This window comes from Mucilaginibacter sp. SMC90, from assembly GCF_022811725.1.
Taxonomy (GTDB): domain Bacteria; phylum Bacteroidota; class Bacteroidia; order Sphingobacteriales; family Sphingobacteriaceae; genus Mucilaginibacter.
This window is the reverse complement of record NZ_CP094527.1, coordinates 2,370,286-2,390,017: the sequence shown is the minus strand read 5'-3', so window position 1 is coordinate 2,390,017 and position 19,732 is coordinate 2,370,286. Positions and strand designations below refer to the sequence as shown.

At 41.8% G+C, this 19,732-nt stretch carries 19 protein-coding genes; 9 read left to right on the top strand and 10 right to left on the bottom strand.

Features of this window, described 5'->3' with window-relative positions:
• Window positions 1–226 precede the first annotated feature (226 nt).
• Window positions 227–892: an acyltransferase gene (locus MTO98_RS10265; RefSeq protein WP_243486562.1), complete on the top strand. Its 666-nt coding sequence runs from the start codon at window positions 227–229 to the stop codon at window positions 890–892.
• A gap of 3 nt (window positions 893–895) precedes the next feature.
• On the opposite strand, the gene MTO98_RS34360 is transcribed toward MTO98_RS10265, so the two are convergent.
• Genes MTO98_RS34360 through MTO98_RS10220 form a run of 9 tightly spaced genes read right to left on the bottom strand, consistent with a single transcriptional unit; the run spans window position 896 to window position 11,198 of the window.
• On the bottom strand, window positions 896–1,495 hold the full coding sequence (locus MTO98_RS34360) for a DapH/DapD/GlmU-related protein (RefSeq protein WP_305852743.1): 600 nt from the start codon (window positions 1,493–1,495) through the stop codon (window positions 896–898).
• A 29-nt stretch (window positions 1,496–1,524) separates the two neighbouring features.
• Window positions 1,525–2,238 carry a DapH/DapD/GlmU-related protein gene (locus tag MTO98_RS10255; RefSeq protein WP_243486561.1) on the bottom strand — a complete coding sequence of 238 codons (714 nt, stop codon included), beginning with the start codon at window positions 2,236–2,238 and terminating at the stop codon, window positions 1,525–1,527.
• On the bottom strand, window positions 2,192–3,361 hold the full coding sequence (locus MTO98_RS10250; protein WP_243486560.1) for a glycosyltransferase family 1 protein: 1,170 nt from the start codon (window positions 3,359–3,361) through the stop codon (window positions 2,192–2,194). The genes MTO98_RS10255 and MTO98_RS10250 overlap by 47 nt, the downstream gene beginning before the upstream one ends.
• A gap of 1 nt (window position 3,362) precedes the next feature.
• Entirely contained in the window at window positions 3,363–4,661 is a 1,299-nt protein-coding gene (locus tag MTO98_RS10245; RefSeq protein ID WP_243486559.1) for a glycosyltransferase family 4 protein, read from the bottom strand.
• Between the two features lie 3 nt (window positions 4,662–4,664).
• Entirely contained in the window at window positions 4,665–5,435 is a 771-nt protein-coding gene (locus tag MTO98_RS10240; RefSeq protein ID WP_243486558.1) for a glycosyltransferase family 2 protein, read from the bottom strand.
• Window positions 5,436–5,443: 8 nt separating this feature from the next.
• The gene (locus tag MTO98_RS10235; RefSeq protein WP_243486557.1) at window positions 5,444–6,733 is read right to left on the bottom strand and encodes a hypothetical protein; all 1,290 of its coding nucleotides are present in this window, start codon (window positions 6,731–6,733) and stop codon (window positions 5,444–5,446) included.
• On the bottom strand, window positions 6,721–7,377 hold the full coding sequence (locus MTO98_RS10230; protein WP_243486556.1) for a DapH/DapD/GlmU-related protein: 657 nt from the start codon (window positions 7,375–7,377) through the stop codon (window positions 6,721–6,723). The genes MTO98_RS10235 and MTO98_RS10230 overlap by 13 nt, the downstream gene beginning before the upstream one ends.
• Window positions 7,378–7,381: 4 nt before the next feature.
• On the bottom strand, window positions 7,382–8,743 hold the full coding sequence (locus tag MTO98_RS10225; protein ID WP_243486555.1) for a lipopolysaccharide biosynthesis protein: 1,362 nt from the start codon (window positions 8,741–8,743) through the stop codon (window positions 7,382–7,384).
• A 43-nt stretch (window positions 8,744–8,786) separates the two neighbouring features.
• The gene (locus tag MTO98_RS10220) at window positions 8,787–11,198 is read right to left on the bottom strand and encodes a polysaccharide biosynthesis tyrosine autokinase (RefSeq protein WP_243486554.1); all 2,412 of its coding nucleotides are present in this window, start codon (window positions 11,196–11,198) and stop codon (window positions 8,787–8,789) included.
• A gap of 467 nt (window positions 11,199–11,665) precedes the next feature.
• On the opposite strand from MTO98_RS10220, the gene MTO98_RS10215 reads away from it, so the two are divergent.
• The 8 genes from MTO98_RS10215 (at window position 11,666) to MTO98_RS10180 (ending at window position 18,759) form a co-directional block, all read left to right on the top strand.
• Window positions 11,666–12,352: an NUDIX domain-containing protein gene (locus MTO98_RS10215; protein ID WP_243486553.1), complete on the top strand. Its 687-nt coding sequence runs from the start codon at window positions 11,666–11,668 to the stop codon at window positions 12,350–12,352.
• Window positions 12,353–12,743: 391 nt separating this feature from the next.
• On the top strand, window positions 12,744–13,640 hold the full coding sequence (locus MTO98_RS10210) for an NUDIX domain-containing protein (RefSeq protein ID WP_243486552.1): 897 nt from the start codon (window positions 12,744–12,746) through the stop codon (window positions 13,638–13,640).
• Window positions 13,641–13,644: 4 nt separating this feature from the next.
• Window positions 13,645–15,072: a nicotinate phosphoribosyltransferase gene (locus MTO98_RS10205; RefSeq protein ID WP_243486551.1), complete on the top strand. Its 1,428-nt coding sequence runs from the start codon at window positions 13,645–13,647 to the stop codon at window positions 15,070–15,072.
• Window positions 15,073–15,120: 48 nt separating this feature from the next.
• The gene (locus tag MTO98_RS10200) at window positions 15,121–16,023 is read left to right on the top strand and encodes a ribose-phosphate pyrophosphokinase (protein ID WP_243486550.1); all 903 of its coding nucleotides are present in this window, start codon (window positions 15,121–15,123) and stop codon (window positions 16,021–16,023) included.
• 129 nt (window positions 16,024–16,152) lie between these two features.
• The gene (locus tag MTO98_RS10195) at window positions 16,153–16,530 is read left to right on the top strand and encodes a hypothetical protein (RefSeq protein ID WP_243486549.1); all 378 of its coding nucleotides are present in this window, start codon (window positions 16,153–16,155) and stop codon (window positions 16,528–16,530) included.
• Window positions 16,531–16,659: 129 nt separating this feature from the next.
• A complete protein-coding gene (locus MTO98_RS10190) occupies window positions 16,660–17,475 on the top strand; it encodes a hypothetical protein (protein WP_243486548.1) in 816 nt (271 codons plus the stop codon).
• Between the two features lie 157 nt (window positions 17,476–17,632).
• Window positions 17,633–17,995, top strand: a complete 363-nt coding sequence (locus tag MTO98_RS10185) for a hypothetical protein (RefSeq protein WP_243486547.1) — start codon at window positions 17,633–17,635, stop codon at window positions 17,993–17,995.
• 239 nt (window positions 17,996–18,234) lie between these two features.
• On the top strand, window positions 18,235–18,759 hold the full coding sequence (locus MTO98_RS10180) for a hypothetical protein (RefSeq protein ID WP_243486546.1): 525 nt from the start codon (window positions 18,235–18,237) through the stop codon (window positions 18,757–18,759).
• A gap of 357 nt (window positions 18,760–19,116) precedes the next feature.
• Here MTO98_RS10180 and MTO98_RS10175 read toward each other — a convergent pair whose 3' ends face one another.
• The gene (locus MTO98_RS10175) at window positions 19,117–19,662 is read right to left on the bottom strand and encodes a transposase (protein ID WP_243486545.1); all 546 of its coding nucleotides are present in this window, start codon (window positions 19,660–19,662) and stop codon (window positions 19,117–19,119) included.
• Between the last annotated feature and the right edge of the window lie 70 nt (window positions 19,663–19,732).

Sequence of the window (19,732 nt, the reverse complement as noted above, 5' to 3'; positions counted from 1 at the left end):
ACAGAATGAACGGGATGAATAGATATGAACAAAACAAATGGCAATAAAATAATAATTCACAAATAATACTATTATACAATTATTATTTAATAAACATTTTATGTATCTTTAGCCCACTTCAAATTGAAGCCGGGAGTTTAAATTTTACTATGTGGGCGGGACAGAACTAACGGATAATTATGTAGATATTTAAATAAGTTCACAGCCGTTTAAATCTTATTTATAAATGAGCAAAACATTAAAGCTGCTTTCGCGGGTTAACCTTAAAAGCATTATTTTTAATTTCAAATACTTCCCTTTTAAAACAGCCATAAAGCTGCCGGTTTTAATTTCAAACAATATTTACCTCCACAAAACCAAGGGAAAGATCATCATAAACGGCCCCATCAAAACTGCATTGGTGCAAATTGGCTATGGTAAAGTAGGGATCTCTGACTTTAAGAGGGCCCGGGGCGTTTGGCAGGTTTTTGGCGAAGTGGTTTTTAATGGCCGAGCCTTTATAATGCACGGCTGTAAAATAAATGTTGGCGAAAACGGGCAGCTCATTTTTGGCGAAAACTTTAACATGAGTACAGAATGCGCCCTGGTGGCCGAAAAGAAAATAACTATTGGCAACAACAGCGGCATTAGCTGGGAAAGCCTGGTAATGGATACTGATTTCCATCATATTTTTGATGAAAACGGCCAGGTTTTTAACCAGCCGAAAGAAGTTGTTATTGGTGATAACGTTTGGGTGGGCTGCCGCTGCACTATTTTGAAAGGTGCCAACTTACCAAACGGAAGTATTATTGCAGCCGGATCATTAGTTACCAAAAAATTAAACGGGGAGAAAAGCATTTTTGGCGGAAACCCGATGCGGGTACTTAAAGAAAATATTACCTGGAAATATTAACAATCAGATAATTGGAATGATGGCATCACCCAGGTCATACGTTAAATGTTCGTTTCTTTTAGCAATGGGTTTAGCAGGTACGCCGCCAACTACGGTATAAGGGGCAACATCCCGGGCAACAACAGCGCCGGCAGCAACTACTGCTCCCTCACCAATGGTTACCCCGGGTAAAATTATTGCCCGCGAACAGATCCAGGCATAATTACCAATAATAACAGGCGCCCCCGTTTGCGCAAAATTCCTGTCATTATAGTCATGATGTAAAGTCCAGATCATCACTTCGTTACTCAGATTAACATTGTCACCTATCGTTAACCCGCAGCGCGCATCAAGCAATGCACCATGACCAACAACTGAGCTATTGCCAATAGTTAAAAACCGGGGCCGCCTTACTTCAAAGCCCCGGTAAATACCGGTACGCTTACCTATTTTTGCTTTCAGGATACGTAAGCCCAATATTCGCAAGGCGTGAAAAGGCAAACGACCAATAACGCCGCAGATAATATAAATAAATGAGCCTTTTAATTTATCAAACGGCATTGCCACAACTGCGGGCTCTTCATCCTGTACTATATTTATGATATTTTTTTCGGCTACGTTCATTGTTATATAAAATTCAATTATCCATCATTTTACGCCACTTTCCCAACGCTGATTATCTTACGGTTTTTTAAAACCTTGCCTGGCACACCCGCCACCACCGAATCATTATCAACCGACCGGGTCACCACGCTTCCGGCGGCAATCACGCAACCATTACCTATGGTTACCCCGGCTAAAATGATAGCCCCTGCCCCTATCCAGCAATCGTTTTTAATGATAACTCCATTGCGGGATACCCCCTGATCTTTAATATTTACGTTGATATCCGAAAAATTATGATTCTCAGAAAAAACCTGCACACCAGGACCAATGATCACATTATCACCTATTTCAATCCCCCCCTGCCCGCCAAGATAAGCGCCGGCATTTATACCTGTGTTATTACCAATACTTATACCCTTGCCTTTTTGGGATATAATCCCGGTACCCACCAGGGTGCAGTTACGTGCAATGGATACATTATCTTTTATTATTATTCCATCATACGACAGCGCATTAATAAATACATTATCCTCAATAATTAAATTTTTACCTGCCGAAAAAAGGTAGGCGTGCCTTATTTTAACGTTGTGGCCTACAAATAGTAAACCTTCAACATGTTTCAGGAACAAACGCATCCACCCGCCCCGCAATATCTGACTAAGCCTGCCTGATAGTATCACCCCCATGTCTCTGGGGTTATACTTGCTTTCCCATTTATAATCGGGGTTGCGCTTGAGCTTCCGAATAATTTTCTCTACCATGAGCTTCAGTAATTAAGGTTAATATTTCGTTAGCGGCTTTTGTCCATGAAAATTTACGCGCCAGTGCAAGGCACTGATCTACTTTTTCGTTGTACAAAACCGGGTCATTTAAAAGCAATTCTATTTCAAGGGCAATTTCACTTTCATCATCCGGGTTGGCGTACAGCGCCGCGGCTCCGCAAACCTCGGGCATAGAAGTCCTGTCTGAAACCACAACCGGTACCCCGCATTGCATGGCCTCAATCGGTGGTAAACCAAAACCTTCGGCGTACGATGGGAAACAAAATACCTTGGCACGCGCATAAAGCAAGTACAGATCGGCCTCAGGTACATGCCCGATAAAAACTATATGCCTATCAAGTTGTCTTGCAGCTATGTATTCGTCCAGCTCAGGGTAGCTGCCACGCTCTCCGGCTATAACCAGTTTAAGATCAAAATCTTTCAGCAGGTTCAATGCCTTAACTAACCCAATAAGGTTTTTGCGGATATTTACCCTCCCAACATAAAGCAGGTAAGTTTGAGGCAAATTATATTTCTCTTCAAGAGCTTTAATATCATCTTCGCTGTAAGCATGCAGGGGCTTAAAGGATTTGTTAACACCATGATAAACTACACTGATACCAAGCGGCGCTGTTACATCGTGTTTCTGCATTCGCTCTTTTTCGCAATTGGATATGGTGATGATCTGATCGGCATTGGCTGCAAAACGGATCATCTGCTTAAAATAGGCAACTTCGGCCCTGGTGTAGTACTGAGGGTAATCAAGAAATAACACATCATGAATGTATGCTATCTTCAAAGCCTTTGATGGCCATCTACTGCCAAAATTCTGAAATAGTACTGCATCTATATCATATAGCAATGCCATTAAGGGCAACAGTAACAGATTTGATAATAAGTTAGGGACAGACGGCAAAAATATCAGCTTTACGTGTGCAGGGAAAAGAGCTTTAGCCTCAATCCTATTTTTGCTTGTTAAAAAAAGGCATAATTCAAAACGGTCGTCACCTGCACAAACAATTTCATTCACCAGGTTTTTAACAACCATGTGGCCACTCGGCGGACCATCAAAATACCATTTTGCATCAATCCCCAACCGTATTTTCGATCCCTTGCTATTCATATCACCAGGCAACTAAGTTTTCATTTGATACCACGTAACTCTCGCTTTGCTCGCGCAATTCGATGGCTTTGTCATAAATGCTATTCAAAGTTTCGAGCCTTTTATCCCATTTAAAAGTTTCGGCGCAAATGATGGTGGTTTTGCCCAGATCCTTTAACAACTGTGGGTTATCCAATAGCTCGTTAAGCTTTGCTGCTATACCCTTCACCATTGCCCAATGTTCACCAACCGGTATTTTAATGCCGCACTTATGGCAAATCACGTCGCTCATACCATGATGATCAATAGTAAGCGAAGGAACGCCGCAGCTCATGGCCTCAAAAACCACGGCCGGGTTATCCTCCGCTATGCTGGTAATGATATGCAGGTGTGCCCCTGCCATCACCTTAACGGCATCAGTTCTGCTTAGCTGTCCGTGCCATATAATATTATTAGTTAACCCTAACGCTGCTGCTTTACTTTTAAGCCTGCCGGTAAGCGGCCCCGAACCCAAAATATTCAACGTCCAGCTACGGTTTTGAATGGAGGCGAATGCATCAATGCACAACTCAAGGTTTTTCCGCTCAATGTGTGAACCACTCCATACAAACTGCAGGTTCTCATTTTTGAATTTAGCTTCGTTGAGCGAGATCGTGCTCACAAAACTTGTATCAGGCAGATAATGACTATCGCGGTTAAACCTATTCATGATGGTCTGCTGCCCCGCCCTTGTAGCAGCTATCAATACATCAGCTTGTTCAAATGCCTTTTTAATGCGCAATGAATATCCAAGCTGTAGGCGGTTTATAATATTTTTAAGATTAAACTTAATTCGTGTAGCTAATGGCTTATTTTTTAATAATCGCTTATCAATAACCATCATCCCTCCTATAGGCCCCCAAACCATAGGCTTTCCGAGCTTCCATAAAAAACCGGGTTCGCGGTAACCTATTGGACCGAGTTGATGTACTACATCAATATTTACAGATTGTAAAAGCTTTTGCGCTTGCTTTAAAGCATTTTTTTGCCACAAATAATAAGCAAAATAAAAAAACCAGCCGAAGCCTGCCTTATTTAAAAGGTTAATGGCATTAGCTATAAAACCTGGTTGTACTTCAATAAAATGCACATTGGGAATGCTGTTTTCCTTTAAAAAACTTCGCATAGTTTGCGTATCGCCCATGTGGGCATCAGATATGCCGTATAAAACCCAAAGTTCATGTTGAGTAGCCAGGTTGATGACCGTATTCCAGGCCGAACCAAATTCCGAACCTTTAACAGGCGATATTGCGTATGATGATATCAGTATATTTCTTTTCATACGCTACGACTGTAAGTTTATTGGTTCCCGGAGCGGATCTTTATAAAAATACCGCCAGCGTAACCTGTTAAGATAATTAAATGCCCACGACAACAGGTAATCAACCCCACGCAAATGCCTCTTCATCACCCTTAATTCTTCACGGTGCATTTTAACGGTATCGTTACTAACGCCGCCCATACGCATATATGCCACTATTTTGTCGACATGCCTGATGTGATAACCAAAGCGTTTGATCCTTAAAAACATATCAAAATCCATAGCTATCCTTAGGCCGATATCATATTGACCTACCTGCATGTAAACCGAACGCCTTACAAAGCAACTTGGGTGCATAATGTACATGCCAAAATTGAGCCAGCTCACCTTGCTTTTTTTATCGCGCTCAATACCATTAGCGCCAATTAAACGTATATTTCCGCAGCACACAAAATCGTCATTCGATATGCCCTTCATGATGTTTTCTACGGCATCCACAGCATACCAGTCGTCGGCATTGATCATGCCTATCCATTCGCCGGTGGCCATTGATATACCCTTATTAAAACCATCCCCAATGCCATTATCAGGCTCGCTTACAAACAGGTCAATCCTGTTTTGATATTTCTCGATGATATTCAGTGTGCCATCGGTCGATCCGCCATCGATAATAATATACTGCAGATTTTTATATGTTTGGTTTATGACACTCAATATGGTGCCTTCAATTGTATTTACTGCATTATAAACAACAGTTATAATCGTTACTTTTTCATACTTGTGTCCTTGTTCCATACCCATCCCTAATAAATATTTAAACCGGCAAGCTCCGTGCTCATTTGTTGTTGCTGTTGTTGTTGTCTTGCTTTAAACTGGTGCAGCAATACATGTAAATTGAGATAACTGTAGCCAAGTGTTACCATTACAATGCTCATCTCCATATTAAAAAATGCTGTAACTATATAGTTAGTGAGCAGCAAACTCAAAACAGAGCCTATAATAAAAGCCGAAAACATACGAATTATGGGTTTGCTCTTAGCATCGGCATACAGCTTCCATTTAGTTACTATAAGACCAAAAAATATGGTCATATAAACCAAAACACCTACGGCACCCGTTTTTACCAATATGTACAGCCAACCGTTATGAAGTACCGGGATATACTGAAAATCAGTATCCTCGCCAAGCCGTACAAAGGTTTTAAGGTCGATAAGCTTGCCAAGGCCGCCAAAAATCCAATCGCGCATGCCGCCCGAGAGATACCCCCGCAAAGCCATAAACGATTCATAGCCACGATAACGGAGATTAATGTCCTGCTCGGTATTATAATTACCTATACTTACCTCGTTAAACGATCCCATTATTTTATTAATGAAAGTGCTATCAGAGTTTACACTGACGGTAATGAACGGCACTACGATAACTAACAGCCCCAGCAAAAATATAACCGGGAATATCCATACTTTTCTGATCTTGTCAACAACAAGCAGCATTACAAAACACAATGTGATAATGAGATAGGTGCGTGAAGCAAACATGTAAATGCCAAACGCATTGATACCTAAAAACAGCCTGAATAAAGCCCTGCGAAACAACCTGATGTTAAATTTCCAGCTAAATAACAAACAGGCAAAAGCCAGGGGTGGTGCAGGTGTACCAACAATGCCTATAGCGTAATGAGCCGAATAAGGATCAGTTAATGAACCTAAGCCCATATAGGATACGGAGACGCCCGTAACCAGGAATGAAATGAGTACGCCTGCTATTATGATTGTTTTTAAAAACAGTTCAACGTCAATCCGGCGCGACAATACAATTCCGGCGGTCACAAACAATACCGGGATAGAGAAATAATAAAAATCCTTTAAAATAAGATAGGTACTATTTTGATAGCCGGCTATCAGTCCCAGCATAGCCGGTACAAATAAAACAGCAAACAAGGCCGCCATTTTTATAGCAGCAAACTGGTGTTTTACCGGCGGTAAAATAATTAACAAGGCAAGGCCAAGCACCGGTGCCTGCATATGAAAAAACGATGCCAGCACCATCACCAAAAATAAAAGAGCATAAACCGTTTGACTTACCTGCTGCATGTTTCCAACTCCATTTTATAGGTATCACGTACATAAACTGCCGGGTTCCCTGCCCAGATCTGTTCATCAGGTATACTCTGAAAAACTACAGACCCTGCCCCTACTATAGCGTTTTCACCGATAGTTACCCCTTTTAATATAGTGGTATGCCCTCCTATAAAGGCACCGTCTTTAATGATAACCGGTTTAGTGCGCAATCCATCTAACCGTTCAGGAATGTCATTACGCGCTTCGGCATACAGCGAATGGAAATCAGTATCATAGATCACTGTATTGATGCCTATTTTTACATGGTTCCCGATCTTGATTTTATCGTGACAAATGAACGCTACCGAGGTGCAGCCCACATAATCGCCAATGCTTAGTTCGGCACCATCTGCCACTACAAAATAACATTGCTGCTGCCGTCCACCCATGGCGTGGTACTTACCGCTGTTAAACCAAAACTTTTTGCCTATGGTGAATTTCCCTTTAAGTTTAACATCTAAAATAGGAATTCCGTAACCGGTGAAATCCTTGTTAAATTCAACTCCGTTAAGACGAAATTTGAAAGATGTAACTATATGCGAATACATACGGGCCGATTCAAAATATACAACCCTCAAGGCCCGGTAAAACTTTCTGATAATGTATGTTATTGTCATGCCCTTACCTGTTAAATACACCTGTTGCCGTACGGTTAATGATTTTATTGGTTTGAGTTGAAAAAACTATACCCATAACCACAAAAACGATAGCATTGGCCAATGGGATACCGGCTACCCCCATCAGCCTGCCCAATAAAATTGAGAGCGGGATATTAACTATCGAGGTCGCTATCCCCAAATACAGCTGCAACTTGATTTTACCTATACCATTTAAAAACTGCACATGAATAGCCTGCCAAATAAGTGTAATGATGTAAATGCACATGGCTATTGAAAGACTAAACGGCATTGAAATGCTTTTACCAACCCATACATCATACAGCCAGGGAGATAATGCAGTGAGCACAATTGTGCATAAACTGAGGCCCAGCCAAAGCTTATTTATTTTAGCGAGGGTATTTTTTATCCATTCGTACTCATTTTTAGTATAAGCTTCCGTAAATGCACTCCAGAAAGGTGTAATCACCACTACAAAAAACATCAGCACCACCGAAAATAGTTTATAGGCGATATTAAATGTGGTAACCTCTTTGGGGCCAAACAATTGGGTAATGACAATATTATCCGACTCGTACATTACCAATGCGCAGATCTGGATAATAAAAAATGTACTCCCAACGCCAAACATTTGCCTGGCGCTTTTTAAATTTACTACGCTGATGGCGGGTGCCAGTGACCTGTAATCGCCTCTGTACATTAGTATGCTTCCCCCAAGCAGTACCAATAAAGGCACACCCGCCATCACCATCACCAGCCAGGTTAACGAACCTGGCACCAATTTCATCAATATCAATATGGCCAGTAGCGAAAGCACCTGCCCAACAAAATTCAGTTGTGCTGTTTTGGCTGGCTCCTGGTTAGCCGCCAGCACAGTATTAATGAGCTGTACTATAAACTGAAAGCAAAAAAAACCGAATATGATCAGTACAACTTTGTTCAGGTAACCACTGCCATCATCAGGCACATTTAAAATACCTGTCCACCTGATGTAGGGATTAACAAAGTAGAAAACCGCGAACATAAGCACAGCTATGACACACATAATGGCATAGGTTGAGCTCACGTAAATACGCCCTCTCTCCGGTTCGTTTAATGCTATAGCCTGAGCCAATTTGTTTTTAAGGCCATTACCCAATCCCATATCAAATAAAGCAGCCCAGGTTATCAGCGAACTCAACGTAAGCCAAATGCCATATTGTGTAGGGTTTATATACCTGATTGTAAGCGGGATCATAACCAGCGTTATAACTACGCTGCCGCCCTTCAGCACTATTGAGCGAAAAATATTTTTTCGCGCTTTTACCGAGCGCTCGTGGCCTTTGTTAAAAAACCGGTTTATACCAACTGTTAATACTTGCAACATAAAATGATTTAAGGGGGATTTAAAGCAGATTAAGAAGACAATGCTACCAAACGTTCATTTTTATTTTCCTTAGCCAGTCTGCCACCTTACTACTGCTATCATCATAAGGCGATCCGTAGCCATAACTTCCGTAACCGTGGCCGTAACCCGTAATGGTATTGGTACGCATCTCAATATCATTAACTATGAGGTACATATGTTTGGCTTTTTTGGTACGGTGCAGATCATTTACAATACCCAGCTGTGTTTTGAGCGTATAGTTTTGCCGAACTACGTAAAAGGTAACATCAACAAACTCCTCAATAATGAGCGCATCAGATACCAACCCCACCGGCGCAGTATCAATGATCACATAATCAAACTTTTTCTTAAGATCTTCGATAAGCGTTTTCAGCCTTTCATCCATCAGCAACTCAGCCGGGTTAGGCGGCACCGGCCCCGACGATATGTAGAAGAAATTTGGGTTATTTTCAAAAGGCTTAGCAAGGCAATCGGCACATCCTTCGGGCGAGATCACGTAATTGGTAAACCCGTATTCATCTTTAATGCCGCCTATATTTTTAAGCAGTTTGGGCTTACGCAGATCAAGTTCAAGCAACACCACCTTTTTGCCGGTAAGGGCTATGGAGTTACCAAGATTAAGCGAGATAAATGATTTGCCTTCGCCGCTCATACTTGAAGTAAACATGATCACGTTTGAACCTTTTTTGTTATCAGTAACGTACTTTAAACTGGTTCGGAGCGCCCTGATCTCTTCGGCCACAGCCGAGCGGGAGTCATTATAAACCAATGGTTTTGAACGCTTATCGCCGCGGCTTATCTCGCCAAATAAAGGCACACTTGTATGCTTATCGATATCAGCCTTAGTATTGATGCGTGTATTCAGCAATTCTTTTATGCTAAGTCCCGCCGCTGGGATACAAATCCCGGCAATTGCACCAATAAGGTAAAGCAGCGATTTTTTTGGCGCAAAGGGTTTCTCATCGGCATCGGCATCATCTAAAATGCGGCAGCTTGAAAGTGTAGCCGTTTGGGAAATAGCAGTTTCTTCGCGTTTTTGCAGCAGGAACAGGTACAGATCCTGTTTAAGGCTTTGCTCACGGGCATAATCCAGGTAGATCCGTTCTTTTGCAGGCGCATTGGTAATTTTATCTTCAATGGTGGCGTTTTGCTTTTTAAATGCCGATTGCGATACCTGCAGACTATTGCGATAATTGCTGAGGCTGGTTACCAATGCCTGGCGGGCCAATTCAATTTGCTGATCAAGATTTTTGATGATCATGCTGTTATCGGTAAGCGTCATCCGTAATTGTTCTTTGCGCAGCAGCATTTCATTATAACCGTTTATAGCGGTACCGAAAGCCATATCCTTGGTAATTAAAGAACTTGGTACCACCTGCGGGTTGCCTGCATCGTTTACATATTTATAAAGATCATTGGCAATAGCCAGCTGTACCTCGTTATCATTCAGTTTACTTTGATACGAGTTAGCCCCCTCAATCAAAGCCTTTGATTGCGCGTTGATATCCGAAATCTTATTTTTAACCTTGTATTGCTCCAGGTTCTTTTCAACCTTACCCAATTCGGCCCCAACAACTACCAGGCGTTTATCAATAAACTTCATTGTGCTATCGGCAATCCGGATCTTGTTGGCCAGGTTGTTTTGCAGATATACATCCATCAGTTTCTGAAGAATTATCCGACCGCGTTCCGGGTTATTATAACTCAGGTTAAGGTCAATAACGGTAGCCTGCTTATCATCCAGACCAACACCCAGGTTTTCATCCAGCTCTTTTTCAATCTGCTTAGGCGTTTGAACCTTGATCTTGTATTCGCCTTCGGGTTTAAAGTATTGCGTTTTGTGGAAAGTGAGGTTATATTGACGTAAACTTACAGGCTTATCAAATACACCGGTAATAGTTTCAGAGTCTTTATCGTTTACCAGCCTGAATGTGTTGTTATTTAATACCTCAAGGGTGTAATTGGCCAGCTTCAGCTTATCGGTTTTATAACCTATACTAACTTTAAAAGGAGTTTCATCAAACAATTCTGTTTCCCGAAAGCCATTAAAGCCATTGTTATCATAAATATGGATATTAAGATCGAGCAAGTAAACTACCCTTTTTAAGAGACTGCGCGATTTCAGCACCTTAACCTCGTTATCGGCATTGCTCTTGATATCAAACAGGGAGGCAAGATCAGCATTTACACCGTTGGTAAGCGCTTTGGTTGGCGAGTTTTTTTCATCCTCAACAATAATTTTGCTGGATACATTCCATTTACTTGGCTCGTACTGGATGTACACAAAAGTGGCGAGAATGCATACTGCTATACCAATACAGAAAAGGTACCAGTAATTGAGGCAAATGGCAACAAGGCTTCGGACATCGCCGGGAGTTTCCTCCTTCTTATATACGAAATCCAACTTGTCGGCTAAAAGGTCCAATTTATCCATATCAACATTTTATTAAAATGCCAATAATCATGATAAAGCTATCAGTTCCATAAGTAGAAATAATAAGCAGCTCAATGATCAGGGCAAAATTTATGTGCTACTAATTTGACCGAAAGTTACCTCACAAAAGCCGTTTTTTATTGATAATGAACGGTTATGAACAAAGTGAACGATGAATGAATAATGAACGAAATGAATGATTGATGTGAGAGATTAGAGGTTTTTGGTTAGAGATCAAGCTGTATATCTCATCATATAATACATATAAACATATTATCATAAATAAGATATTACCTAAACCTTAACAGTGGGTTACCTTCCCGATGTCGGGGTATAAGGAGATCAAACACCGCCATGCATAATTCTGCATTTAAATATCAAAAAATGGCATTTGATACCCTGACTTTGTATGACTGATTTATTTATAAACCCTTGCCCCGCCGTTTCCCAATCTCTACCTTTGTATTATGCCAGTCGCCCAAAATATAAAGGTTGCCGTTGATGCTGTAGTATTTGGATATACCTCGAAAGAAGGGTTGTCCGTACTGCTCATAAAACGCAATATCGAACCTTTTAAAAACAGCTGGGCATTGCCGGGCGGTTTAGTGGCTGATCATGAATCATTAGAGGAAGCTATTCAGCGCGAACTGCGGGAAGAAACCGGTGTAAACATCACCTACCTGGAACAATTATACAGCTTTGGCCAGCCGGGCCGCGATCCGCGCAACAGGGTGATCTCCATAACTTATTACGGCCTTGTGCGGCCGGATGCCTTTGTTGTTAAAGCTGCTACCGATGCCAGCGATGTAAACTGGTTCAATATCAAAAAGCTTCCCGCCCTGGCGTTTGATCATACTACTATCATCAGCGTAGCACGCGAGCGCCTTAAAAGCAAAATGCTTTATCAACCCGTGGGCTTCGAACTGCTCGAAGAAAAGTTCCCCTTTTCCGAGCTCGAAAAACTCTACCTCGCGGTACTCGACCGCCCTATCGACCGCCGTAACTTTAAAAAGAAGATCACCAAATACGGCTTCCTCGAAGAAACCACCGAAAAACAAGCCCTCGAAGGTGCTGGCCGCCCGGGTAACCTTTTCCGTTTTAATGAGGAAAAGTATTACCAGCTGCAAAAAGAGGGGATTAGTTTCGAGATATAATTCTGTATCCACCATCCCGGGTTGGAGAGATCGACCAGCCTTTATGTCATTGCGAGTAACCATCAGGTAAGAACCCGAAAAAAAATGTGATGACGTGTTAAAAAATTACCATTGATAATCAATAACTTAAATTCACGTCATTATAAGCGTAGCGCGGCAATCGCACGGAAGCAGAACCGCTCTGTATAGCATACGATTGCCACGTCACGCCGATGCTCATTCCCATTTCGCTCCTCGCAATGACATGTTTTTATTCGCTTCAAGAATCAAAAAACTTTGTATAAAGTCCCCGAGATACTCAAGCCGCTCCCTTTCTCTAAAAAAAATCAAAAAATAATTTGCGTATTAAAAACACATATTTATATTTGTGTACAATTAACGCAAAATAGAGATGAAAACAGGAGTAATTATAGCACGCTTTCAAACGCCGTACCTGCATGAGGGTCACAAGCAACTGATAGCACAGGTTAAGCAAAATCATGCCAAACTGATTATATTACTGGGTGTTAGCCCCATAAAAGGCAGTCGCAAAAACCCTTACGACTATTACACGCGTGAAAAGATGATCAAAAAAGATTATCCTGAAATTGTGGTACTGCCCATCAGCGATAATCCGAGCGATAAAATTTGGTCGGATAATCTGGACAATTTGTTAAAAAGTGTTTTCAATGCTGAGCAGTTTTGTTTGTACGGTAGCCGCGACAGCTTTATCCCCTACTACAGCGGCAAATTTGAAACCATCGAGCTTCCCGAACATGGCGACTATAACGCCACCGAACTGCGTAAACAATACGCCGATAAAGTTTTCGATTCCAATGATTTTCGTGCAGGTATCCTGTATGCTTACTATAACCAGTACCCAAAGGTATACCCTACTGTTGATGTCGCACTGTTCAGGAATAACCGCAGCGAAATCCTTCTTGGCAAAAAGGCCATCAACAATAAATGGCGTTTTGTAGGTGGCTTCTCTGATCCGGAAGATGGCTGCTACGAAGATGCCGCCGAACGCGAGCTTGCCGAAGAATGCGGGGAAATGCAAACCACCGCTATGCAGTACGAAACATCAGCCAAAATAAACGACTGGCGCTACCGCAGCGAGGCCGATAAGATCATTACCCTGCTGTTTAGCTGCGATTTTATTGGCGGTGAGCCAAAGGCCCAGGATGATATTGCCGACCTGGCCTGGTTTAAACTTACCGACCTGCCCTTAATGATAAAAGACGGCTCCATTAGCGAAGAACACATTGAATTGTTTAATTTCATCACCGGCAAATACCTTAAAAACTAAAGCCATGAAAAGGGAAAATCTGATTCTTTTAGCCGACGCATATAAATACGCCCACCATAAATTTTACTACCCCGGCACCACCAATATTTACAGTTACCTGGAAAGCCGCGGAGGAATGTTTAATGAGACCGTTTTTTTCGGTCTGCAATATATTTTGAAAGAATACCTGCAGGGCCCGGCCTTTAACCAGGTTGACCTTGACGAAGCCGATGAATTTTTGAAACAGGTTTTCGGTCGCGATGACGTGTTTGATTGCAGCAAGTTTCAGTACATACTGAATAAATACAACGGTCATCTGCCGGTACGCATCAAAGCTGTGGCCGAAGGTACCAGCGTACCCACCGGTAACGTGCTCATGACCATCGAAAATACCGATCCTGAATGCTACTGGCTCACCAACTTCCTCGAAACCCTGCTGATGCAGGTTTGGTATCCCTGCACTGTGGCCACACTAAGCCACGAGGTTAAAAAAGTGGTTACCCAATATTACGAAGAAACCGCCACGCCCGAAGCTTTCGGCGGAATTTGTTTTGTGTTGAATGATTTTGGTTTCCGCGGGGTGAGTAGTGTGGAGAGTGCCAAACTGGGCGGAGCTGCCCACCTGCTCAGCTTTGCAGGCAGCGATAACCTGGCAGGTTCTGGCATGGCTATTAAATACTATCATGCGCAAAAAGTACATGGCCTGAGCATTCCGGCTACTGAGCACAGCATTTGCACCCTGCTTGGGCAGGAAGGTGAACTGGAGGTATTTAAACATGTACTGCGCAGCTTCCCTACGGGCGTTATCGCCTGCGTGAGCGACAGCTTTAACATTTTCCGCGCCTGCAGCGAATACTGGGGCGAAGACCTGAAAGAAGAGATCCTGAAACGTGATGGAACATTGGTGATCCGCCCCGATAGTGGCGACCCGGTAATGACCCTTTTGGAGATCTTTAAGATCCTGTTTGATAAATTCGGCTTTACTACCAATGCTAAAGGTTATAAAGTACTGCCGCCGCAGGTGAGGGTGATCCAGGGTGATGGTGTTAACTATACTGAGATCGGTGTGATTTACAAAGCCCTTAAAGAAAACGGCATCAGTGCCGAAAACCTGGTACTGGGCATGGGCGGGGCATTACTGCAAAAGGTCGACCGTGATACCCAGAAATTTGCCCTGAAATGCAGCAGCGCGGTTATTGATGGAAAAGAAGTTGCTGTGGAGAAAAGCCCTACCGAAATGGATGCCCATGGAAACATTACCCCAAGCTTTAAAAAGAGCAAAGGCGGCAGGCTGAAACTGGTTAAAACCGCTGAAGGTTATAAAACCATTGGCGAGGATGAACAATCCGAACTGACTGATCAGCTCCAAACCGTTTTTGAAAACGGCCATATTGTGAAAGAATTTACCTTTGAACAGGTAATTGATACCCTACAGAACCAATCAACCACGTAAACAAAAAAAGCTTTATGCTTTATGCATTCCGCTTTAAGCTCTTATATAATGAAGAAATTACTATTTGCCATAACCGGATATGAATATCTCGCCGAGAAGGTGCTTGCCCTTGGCCATTGCGAACGCGGCGAAATTGAAGTAAGCTACTTTACCGACGGCGAACGCTACCAGCGCATCCTTTCCAATGTGGAAGGCAGGGAGGTATTGCTGATCGGCGGTACTGTGAATGATAGCGCCACGCTCGAGCTTTATGACCTTGCTTCGTCGCTGGTAAGTTACGGTGCCGATTCGCTTACACTGGTGATCCCCTACTTTGGCTATAGTACCATGGAACGCGCCGTTAAACCCGGCGAAATTGTGACCGCCAAAACACGCGCCCGCCTGCTCTCGGCCATACCAAAATCAAACCGGGGCAATAAGGTAATGCTGTTCGACCTGCACAGCGAGGGCATCCAGTACTACTTTGAGCAGGACCTGTACCCTGTACACGTTTACTGTAAGGATATTGTGATTGAAGCCGCCACCCGGTACGGCGGCGATAACTTTGTAATGGCCAGCACTGATGCCGGCCGCGCCAAATGGGTAGAGTCATTGGCTAACGACATGGGCGTAAATGCCGCCTTCATCCTCAAACGCCGCCTCAAAGGCGACCAAACCGAAGTAAGCGCCATCAACGCCGACGTAGCCGGTAAAACGGTGATCATTTATGACGACATGATCCGCTCAGGAGGCAGCATCGTAAACGCCGCACTGACTTATAAAAATGCCGGTGCAGGGGATATTTATGTAATCACTACCCACGGCTTGTTTGTAAACGATGGCATTGGGAAGTTAAAAGCATGCGGGGCTATTAAAAAGCTGATCTGTACCGATACGCATGTGAATTGTAAGGATTTGGAGGGAGATGATTTTGTGGAGGTGAGGACTGTGGCAGGGTTGATTTGTGGGTGAGGGAGAGGTAATTGATCACTTTAAATTATAGCATGATAAGAATAACATTTGCTATTTCTCCTAACTGGCGCGAGTATGCAGCGCAGGCAAAAACGTGGCATACTCGTGACTTTATATAGTTAAAATAAGATGGATCAATATCTACAACCTAATCAATCATACCTGCGATTAGTTGACGATTATAAAAAACACGGTACCTTGGTTGTTGCTTTTGATTTTGATAATACTGTTTATGATTTTCATGGTACCGGCGACAACTATGGGTGCGTGACGGAGCTATTAGGAAAATGCCATAAAGCAGGCTTTTATCTGATCTGTTTCACTGCTAATAATAACATGATCTTTATTAGTGATTATTTAAAGACCAATGACATACCCTACAATGTGATTAATGAAAATCCACCGTTCTTTAAATGCGATAGCCCTAAAGTTTATTATAATATTTTGCTTGACGACCGTGCAGGATTGATCCAGGCTTATACAGAACTTGATCTTTTACTTAAATAGATAGAATAACATTTGCTATATCCTTTGGCGTAAGATTGATAAAGTAAAAAATGGTGAGCAGCGCAAAAACCTGGTTAATATGAAAAGAACCCGAAAAAAAAGCAAAATTAACTTTAAAACTATAGTGTAATGTATTCTACCCTCTTTAAAAAAAGCTATATAACATTGATGCCGTTGATCGTAATATCACTATTTAGCGCTCTCGGATGTTCAGAACCTCAGAAGGATAAACGAAAGACTGATTCTGTTACGACTAATGGCCGAAAATCCGATACAACAAATCAGCTCCAAATAAAGCGACAAAAGATTGAGTTCATTGATTTAGGTACGGTAAAATCATCTATCATCAAAAACTACAATGCTCTTGAACACAAAACATTTTCAACTAAAGGTGAAAAAGATTCTTTAAGTATAACCCCGGATTTTAACAGTGTGTTAACAGCCAATTATCTGATTAAAGGGAAAAATGACGAGGAGGGAGATATTATATTAAGCAGGTTTAAGTTATTGAACAATAATAAAGTTTTTTTTGATCAAGATAGCGTTTTAGCTATTACAGCCTTCGAATTAGATAAGAAAAAACAACGATTGTCTTTTTCCATTATCTCGGACCAAAATGCCGATACGTTTAATACAACCTCTGATTTGTTTTTGATCGATTTAAGAACAAACGCTAAAATGTGTTTGAGAAAAAGACTGATAAATACCGTTAATTCGCCGTTTTCGGAGGATGGAAAATCTGTTTATTACTTAGATAATTCTTTTTTATTCAAATACGATCTCCAAACAAAATCTGAGATGAAAATAATGGAATTTGGCAATGCTGTTATTCTTCACATTGAAATACTGAATCCAACCCAATTGAACATAATCTACTTGAAAGATATTTCGGACGGTGTTAAATACATGACGAATGTAAAATTGCCAACTGCCTCTGGTTTTTAAATCTGGAGCCCTTCGCTATTGTAATCCTCCGCTGCCGCGAGCGCCCTCGCTTGTGACCAGTGTTCAGATCTTCAACATGACGAGCTCCTTGCATAACTTAGCATGATGTCCACAAGCGAGGACGCTTGTGGTAGCGGGGACATTTGTTACCTTCAAAATGAAATATTTATCATCAGAACAATTAAAAACTAATTTATCATCAGGTAAGCCAATTGAACAATGGCTATCTCACCAAAAGCAGGACGACTATACCATTTTAAAATGGTTGAGAATAGATAAAGAAAAAGACTCGACCTATAGTGTGAGTTATATGGAGTGCTTTGATGAAGGTGATGAAGACTTTTTAGATATTTACGAATTTGCACCATTAGACCCTGACGAACCTTTCACCATTAATTCTTTTAGCAATATCAATGAGGCCTTATTCTTTGCGATAAATAAGTACCAAGCATCAGAAAGCAGGTTTGTTGCGGCAGGGATGATACAAGAAGAGTATAAAGAATATTTAATGGCAAGGTAATTCTTTGGTCTCTTTTTCTGGCGCGGGTATGCAGCGCAGGCAAAAGCGAGGCGTACTCGTGACTTTATAAAACATTTCAAATAAAATTATTAAAGTAGATGAATTCACGAGTACTCAACCCTACGGCCCAACGCTGCATACTCGCGCCGGTTAAGAAGCCCGACTCGTCTGGGCGGTGTTTCGAATTTGTTAAATGGGAATACAGTAATTATACCTAATCAAAGTATATTTAAAAAAACATGAGGACGTACGTAATTGGTTTTTGGGCAAGTTTGGTATTATCGGTTTCATCTTGTACCATGAAAAGTACAGATGGCAATGATTGTAATCCCGTAAGTAATTATTTGATATCTGATAAGCAAATAAATTCAGCGATGTGTGGCAAGCTTGATATCGATCAAAAATCCGGCAAGTGTTTTAAGGTTGTCATATCACGAAGAAATACGTTTCTGAGAGTCACCGTTTTTCAAATCATAAACAAAGAAGAATTAAGTACATTCCCATCATCATATTTTAAATTTTACAATAGTATTTTCCTGTGTTATGACGGTTCCGAAATCTTAAGGAATAAGCAGGTAGCGGACCGCGTTATAGATTCTTTAATGCCGCGTATGAAAGTAGGCTATATTAATGACGGTCCTATATTTCAATTGGATATAAAGGAGCCCGGAAAGAAAGTGGAGATCAATGACCCCGCGGTGAATCCGTACGATTTTAAAGAAAAACCTGTTACCGATACGGTTAGTTTTAGCAAACGAAGATAATATTAAATAGCCCTTGCTGCCGCAAGCGTCCTCGCTTGTGGCCCGCGTTCAGGTTTACAACATGACGAGCCGCTTGCATAACTTAGCATGATGTCCACAAGCGAGGACGCTTGCGGTAGCGTATGAGCTTATTTCATTGTTTTTTCGCTAATCTAATACAATATTGACAAGCCCCTCGTCGCCGCAAGCATCCCCGCTTGTGGCCAGCGTTTAGGTATACAGCCTGATGAGCCGTTCGCATAGATTAACTGGCCTGCATTCAGGTCTACAACTTGACGAGCCCGCCTGCATAACTTAGCATGATGCCCACAAGCGAGGACGCTTGAGGTAGCGTATCAGCGTATTTCATTTTTTTCGCTAATCTAATACAACATTAACAAGCCCCTTAATTCCCGCGTAATCGCGGGCACTGCTGTACAGATATCCATAATCGTTTTCGACAAAACCAGAAACTACCGGATTATTATGAATATAATCTATTTTTTGCTGAATAACATGATTGCTCCAAAGCTCAATAGGCTGATTATGTTGTTGCCAAAACTGATTCTGGGTATTATTTGAGTTAGCGGCACCCGCTTTCTTAAATGAATTTAGAAGCCATTCACGCCTGCTTTCCTGCATATTATCTTCGATGAGTTTTATAATTTGCCGAGAGGTTACAGATTTAAAACCACCAATCAATTCTTCTGGTTTTACTTTCTCCGACCGAAATACCAAGTGGACATGACTTGTCATAATACACCACGCATATATTTCCATCCCCTTTTCACTCACACAAAAATTAAGATTATCTACCAGGCAGTCAAAATACAATCGTCGTACAAATACATCGATCCAGAACACGGTTGCAAAACTCACAAAATACATTCCTTCAGGGTTGTGGAATTTATAATTACGGCTCATGTTTAAAAATAAATTTTATATGCTTAGTTGCAAATTGCAGCTTAGCATATGGTCCTATTAACCACAAGCC